The following is a 5,226-nucleotide window of genomic DNA, read 5'->3' as shown; positions in this document are numbered from 1 at the left end:
GATTCAGGCCCCGGTGGACAGTTGATCACGATCCGAGTGATCACACCCGACGGCAGGAGAGCGCCATGGCAGACGACGTGCAGGAACTGGGCGGGGTGAAGGTGCTCGTGTGCGACTCCGCCGGGCCCGCGATCACCACCGTGCAGGACGCACTCGATCTCATCGGCGCGACCTACCTCGGCGCCGAGGTCGTCGCCGTGCCCGCCGACCGCCTGGACGACCGCTTCTTCGTGCTGAGCACCGGCTTCGCGGGCGAGGTCATGCAGAAGTTCGTCAACTACCACGTCCGGCTGGCCGTCATCGGCGACATCTCCCGCCACCTGGAGGCGAGTTCGGCCCTGCGCTCGCTCGTCCACGAGTCGAACTCGTCCGGCCACATCTGGTTCCTCCCGGACGTCGACGCCCTCACCACCCGACTGGCCGCTCAGGCCTGACCCCGAGCATCGCGCCCTGCGCCGCGCCGACCCCACGGTCGGCGCGGCGCAGTCGTTGCGGCGGGCCGTCAGGGGGCGGCCCGCCGGGCGTACACCTCGATCTCGATCTTCATCCGGGGGTCGGCGAGCCCGCACACCAGCATCGTGGCGGCCGGCCGGACGTCACCGAAGCAGCGACGCAGCACCGGCCAGCAGGGCTCGACGTCCGCGCGCTCGGGCAGCAGGTAGCGAACCCGCACCACGTCGCCGAAGCCGCACCCCGCCTCCGCCGGCGCGGCCCCGATGTTGCGCAGGCACTGCTCGGCCTGCTCCACCACGTCATCGGAGACGACTCGAATCCGCTGGTCGCCCACCTGCTCGCGACCGTCAGCCGCACCGGCGACGACGGCGACCGACCGCCCGGCACACCCCCTGCCGGCTCACCCACCGCACGCCTCCGGGAGGCCGCGCACCGCCCGGATCCGGGAGCGAACGAAGGCGACCGTCTCGATCAGCGGCGGCGGGTCCAGCGGCGTGCCGAAGCCGACGTGGAAGTCCGCCGTCCCCGGCCGCAGCGGCGGCCGCCACCCGACCGCGGCCGGCCGGTCCGCCGCCGGCCCGGTGAAGGCGCAGCCGAGCAGGACGTCGATGTCGCGCCGCCCGGCGGCCCTGAACAGCTCGTCCAGCGCGGCGGCCGGGAGCGCGCCGTGCGGCGAGACGCTGATCACCAGGCGTTTGATGCCGTGGGACCGGCCCGGTGTCGCGCCCGGCCGGGCGGCCGGGTTCCACCAGGCGTACGCGGGCGGCGGGCCGGGGAACCACATCCTGGTCCGGCCGACGCCGAGGTCCGGGACGGTGGCGAGCGCGGCGAGGTCGGGCCGACGCGGCGGCGGGACGGGCCGGTGGTGCTCGGCGACCACCCCGAGGTAGTCGCCGGGCCGGACCACCGGGTCGACCAGCGGGAGGTTGTCCCCCAGGGTGAGCAGTCCGGCCCCGCTTCGCTCGACAACCCGGTGGGCGACGGCCCGCCGGGCCAGCCCGGCGACCACCACGTCCCCGGGCCGCACCTCGCAGAAGGGCCGGGGCCGTACGTCGACGACGGCGCCGGGCGCGATCGCGGGCAGCATGCCCCGGTCGGCGGTGCGCAGCCGGGCGCTGCCGGACGTGTCGAGGTCGCGGCGCAGCTGCGTGATCTCGTCCGTGGTCCTTGTCCCTTCTCGCGGCTTGCGGGCGGAATGCCGACCCTGCGGGCGAGATCCGAGCATGCCGATCCGCACACCGACCAAGGGAGGGCAAAGCTTGCCCTGTCATCCACGGGCGCTGTGTGCTCAGACTGTGAGGGAAGTTTGGCCGGTTGACCCCTGTCGAACGGCACGGGGGTCGTCCACCATGCTCCCGTGGACACCAGGATCGCGATCCGCGACTTCCTCGTCTCCCGCCGCACCCGGCTGCGCCCGCAGGACGTAGGCATGCCCCCGCCGGCCGGTCAGCGCCGGGTGCCGGGCCTGCGCCGGGAGGAGATCGCGGCGCTGGCCCACGTCAGCGTCGACCAGTACGTCCGGCTGGAGCGCGGCCAGGCGTCCCGGGTGTCGGACGCGGTGATCGACGCGGTCGCCACGGCGCTGCGGCTGACGCCGGCCGAGCACCGCTACCTGCACGCCCTCGCCCGCCCGGCACCGCCGCCGCCCCGGTCCACCGCCGCGCGGGGCCCGGTGCGGCCGAGCGTCCAGTGCTTCCTCGACTCACTGCGCGCCGCGCCCGCGTACCTGGTCGGCCACGGCGGCACCGTCCTCGCCTGGAACCGCCTGGCCACCCGGGTCTTCCTCGACTTCGCCGAGCTGCCCGAGGACCGACGCACGCTCGGCTGGATGATCTTCACCGACCCCAGGGCGCGCGAGATGTACGTGGACTGGCCGCTCAAGGCCCGCGAGGTGGCCGCCTTTCTGCGCTGCGAGCTCGGACGGCACCCGCACGACCCCGAGCTGACCCGGCAGATCGAGCAACTCCGCTGCTACAGCCAGGAGTTCGACGCCCTCTGGCGGAGCCACGGGGTCATCGAACTGTCCCACGGCGTGACCCGGGCGCGCACCCGGGTCGGCGTGGTGGAGCTGTGCCGGGAGATCCTCCGGCTGGCCGGAGAGCCGGGCGAGTTCGTCATCCTCCACACCCCGGCCACGCCGGAGGCGGCGGCCGTCCTCGCCACCCTGGAGGCGCCGGACACGGACTGACGGCGTCCTCCGGCCGACCCACCGTCAGCCCTGGGTGAGGTGAGCGCCAGCCCTGAGCAAGCGCCAGCCCTCGGTGAGCGCCAGCCCTCAGCGCGCGTCAGCCCTCGGTGAGCGCGAGCCGGATCCAGCGCTCGGCCTCCGCGATCGCCACCGCGACGTCGAAGGCCTGCGGCGCGGCGGCCGCCTGCACCACCAGCCCCCTGACCAGGCCGACCAGGGCCAGCGCGAAGGCCTGAGGGTCCACTCCGGCGCGCACCTCACCCTCGGCCAGCCCCTGCCCGACCACGTCCGCCGCCCAGCCGCGGGTGCGGGTGTCCAGCTCCGCCACCGCGTCGGTCAGCTCGGAGGCCCCGGCGAGCGCCTCGGCGCCCAGGACCACGAAGGCCCGGCCCAGGTCGGTCGGGGTGCGCACGCCCTCCAGGCAGCCGCGCGCGAACCGGCACAGCTCGTCCACCGCCCCGGCGCCGCTGCGCTCCGGCGCGGCCGCCGCCATCGCCTCGGCCAGCGCCTCCTCCTGGAGCCGGGCCAGCAGCGCCGCCTTGGAGCCGAAGTAGTGGGTGGCCAGGCCGCGACTGAAGCCCGCCTCCTCCCCGACCCGGGCGAGGGTGACCCCGGTGCTGCCGTGCTCGGCCACCAGCCGGGCGGCGGCGGCGAGCAGCGCGGCCTCGGCCCGGGCGCGCCGCTCGGCCTGGGTGCGACGGGCCGGCGCGCCCTGCGGTGGCGCTCCGGGGCCGGTCGCTTCATCGTGCGTAGACATAGCACCATGCTAGGGTTGAATTTGCTTGTTGAACAACAAGCAAGTTTGGGGCGGCGGACATTCGGCGGAGCACTCCCCGGCCGCGCCGCCCCCGGCAGAAGGGAAGTCCCGATGACCGCCACGATGCTCGCCGGACGACTCGACGTCGCCAACGGCACTTTCGCCGTCGAAGAGGTGCCCGTCCCGGTGCCCGGCCCGGGCGAGGTGCTGATCAAGGTCGAGGCGGCCGGCGTCTGCCTCTCCGACGTCCACCTGATCGAGGGCATGCTCAAGCCGCTCTTCCTCAAGGGCGACAAGGTCACCCTCGGCCACGAGGTCGCCGGCACCGTGCACACCCTCGGCGAGGGCGTGACCACCGCCACCGTCGGCGACCGGGTGCTGCTCCAGGCCGGCGAGACCCGGGGCGGCCGGGTGTACACCCGGGGCGTCGACTACGACGGCGGCTGGGCCGAGTACGCGCTCGCCACCGCCACCACCCTGGTACCGATCCCCGACGCGCTGCCCTTCGAGCAGGCCTGCTTCATCCCCGACGCGGTCTCCACCCCCTGGGCCGCGATCACCGCCACCGGCGCCGTCCGCCCGGCCGAGGCCGTCGGCGTGTGGGGCGTCGGCGGGCTCGGCGCCCACGGCGTCCAGCTGCTGCGGGCCATCGGCGCCTTCCCGATCGTCGCCGTCGACCCACTGCCGGCCGCCCGCGAGCGCGCCCTGGCCTTCGGCGCCGACGCCGCCCTCGACCCGGCCGACCCGCAGTTCGCCGAGCACCTGCGCGAGGCCACCGGCGGGCGCCCGCTCTCCGTCGCCTTCGACTTCGCCGGCGTCGCCCCGGTGCGCGAGCAGGCGATGGCCACGCTCGGCGAGCACGGCAGGCTGGTCCTGGTCGGCCTCACCGACAAGCCGCTGACCATCACCAACGGCACCCTGGTCAGCTACCTGCGCCAGCAGATCCGCGGCCACTACGGCTCCGAGGGCCGGGACGTCGAGGACCTGGTCAACCTGGTCCGCGGCGGCCGCCTGGAGTTCTCCCGCTCGGTGAGCGGCACCTTCCCGCTGGCCGAGGCCGCGAAGGCGGTCGAGGCGCTGGAGCACAAGGAGGGCAACCCGATCCGGCTGGTGCTCAAGCCCTGACCGACCCTTCCCCGAACGCGGGGCGGATGATTGGATTCCCTTCCAGGAAGTTGCAGAAACTTGCAGCGCACCATGGAAAGGACAGCCCCATGAACCCGCCCCGCGACATCCCCTGGCACGAGGCCAGCTGGCTCAACCCGCCCGAGCACGTCCGGACCGACGGCGCCGACCTCCTGGTCACCGCCCGCGACCGCAGCGACTTCTGGCGCACCACCAGCTACGGCTTCGTCCGCGACGACGGCCACGCGCTGCTCACCGGCTTCCCGCCGGGTAGCGCCACCGAGGTCACCTTCGTCGCGGACTTCACCGCCCTCTACGACCAGGCCGGCCTGCTGATCCGGGTCGCCCCCGAGACGTGGATCAAGGCCGGAGTGGAGCTGAGCGACGGCGTCCCGCACCTGGGCGCGGTGGTCACCCACGGCGTCTCGGACTGGTCCCTCGCCCCCGTTCCCGACTGGCACGGCCGCCCCGTCACCGTCCGCGCCAGCCGCACCGGAGACGCCGTCACCATCCGCGCCCGCTGTGCGGACGGCCCCTGGCGCCTGGTCCGCCTCGCCCCACTCGCCCCGGACGCTACCGCCACGGCCGGCCCCTTCTGCTGCTCCCCCGAACGGGCCGGCCTCCAGGTCCGCTTCACCCGCTTCACCCAGGGCCCCGCCGACACCGCCCTGCACCTGCCGGAGTGACCGCTCCCCCTACTCCA

At 74.6% G+C, this 5,226-nt stretch carries 6 protein-coding genes and 1 pseudogene; 4 read left to right on the top strand and 3 right to left on the bottom strand.

Annotation, left to right across the window (positions count from 1 at the left end; translation table 11 throughout):
- The first annotated feature begins 65 nt into the window (after positions 1–65).
- Entirely contained in the window at positions 66–434 is a 369-nt protein-coding gene (locus J0670_RS29430; RefSeq protein WP_207814738.1) for a DUF4180 domain-containing protein, read from the top strand.
- A 68-nt stretch (positions 435–502) separates the two neighbouring features.
- On the opposite strand, the pseudogene J0670_RS29425 reads toward J0670_RS29430, so the two are convergent.
- Together J0670_RS29425 and J0670_RS29420 are read right to left on the bottom strand one after the other, a co-directional pair.
- Positions 503–763: pseudogene (locus J0670_RS29425) on the bottom strand (Rid family hydrolase); the annotation flags it as partial.
- 90 nt (positions 764–853) lie between these two features.
- Entirely contained in the window at positions 854–1,678 is an 825-nt protein-coding gene (locus tag J0670_RS29420) for a S26 family signal peptidase (RefSeq protein WP_207814736.1), read from the bottom strand.
- A 132-nt stretch (positions 1,679–1,810) separates the two neighbouring features.
- Between J0670_RS29420 and J0670_RS29415 the strand changes: the two genes are divergently transcribed.
- Positions 1,811–2,641, top strand: coding sequence for a helix-turn-helix transcriptional regulator (locus J0670_RS29415; RefSeq protein ID WP_207814735.1), 831 nt, complete (start codon positions 1,811–1,813; stop codon positions 2,639–2,641).
- 97 nt (positions 2,642–2,738) lie between these two features.
- On the opposite strand, the gene J0670_RS29410 is transcribed toward J0670_RS29415, so the two are convergent.
- The gene (locus J0670_RS29410) at positions 2,739–3,398 is read right to left on the bottom strand and encodes a TetR/AcrR family transcriptional regulator (RefSeq protein ID WP_207814734.1); all 660 of its coding nucleotides are present in this window, start codon (positions 3,396–3,398) and stop codon (positions 2,739–2,741) included.
- 111 nt (positions 3,399–3,509) lie between these two features.
- On the opposite strand from J0670_RS29410, the gene J0670_RS29405 reads away from it, so the two are divergent.
- Positions 3,510–4,523: a zinc-binding dehydrogenase gene (locus J0670_RS29405; protein ID WP_207814733.1), complete on the top strand. Its 1,014-nt coding sequence runs from the start codon at positions 3,510–3,512 to the stop codon at positions 4,521–4,523.
- 89 nt (positions 4,524–4,612) lie between these two features.
- Positions 4,613–5,209, top strand: coding sequence for a DUF1349 domain-containing protein (locus J0670_RS29400; protein WP_207814732.1), 597 nt, complete (start codon positions 4,613–4,615; stop codon positions 5,207–5,209).
- Positions 5,210–5,226 lie beyond the last annotated feature (17 nt).

This window comes from Streptomyces sp. FH025 (assembly GCF_017427025.1).
Lineage (GTDB): Bacteria > Actinomycetota > Actinomycetes > Streptomycetales > Streptomycetaceae > Kitasatospora.
The sequence above is the reverse complement of the archived record's forward strand: the minus strand, read 5'-3'. Positions and strand labels throughout refer to the sequence as shown.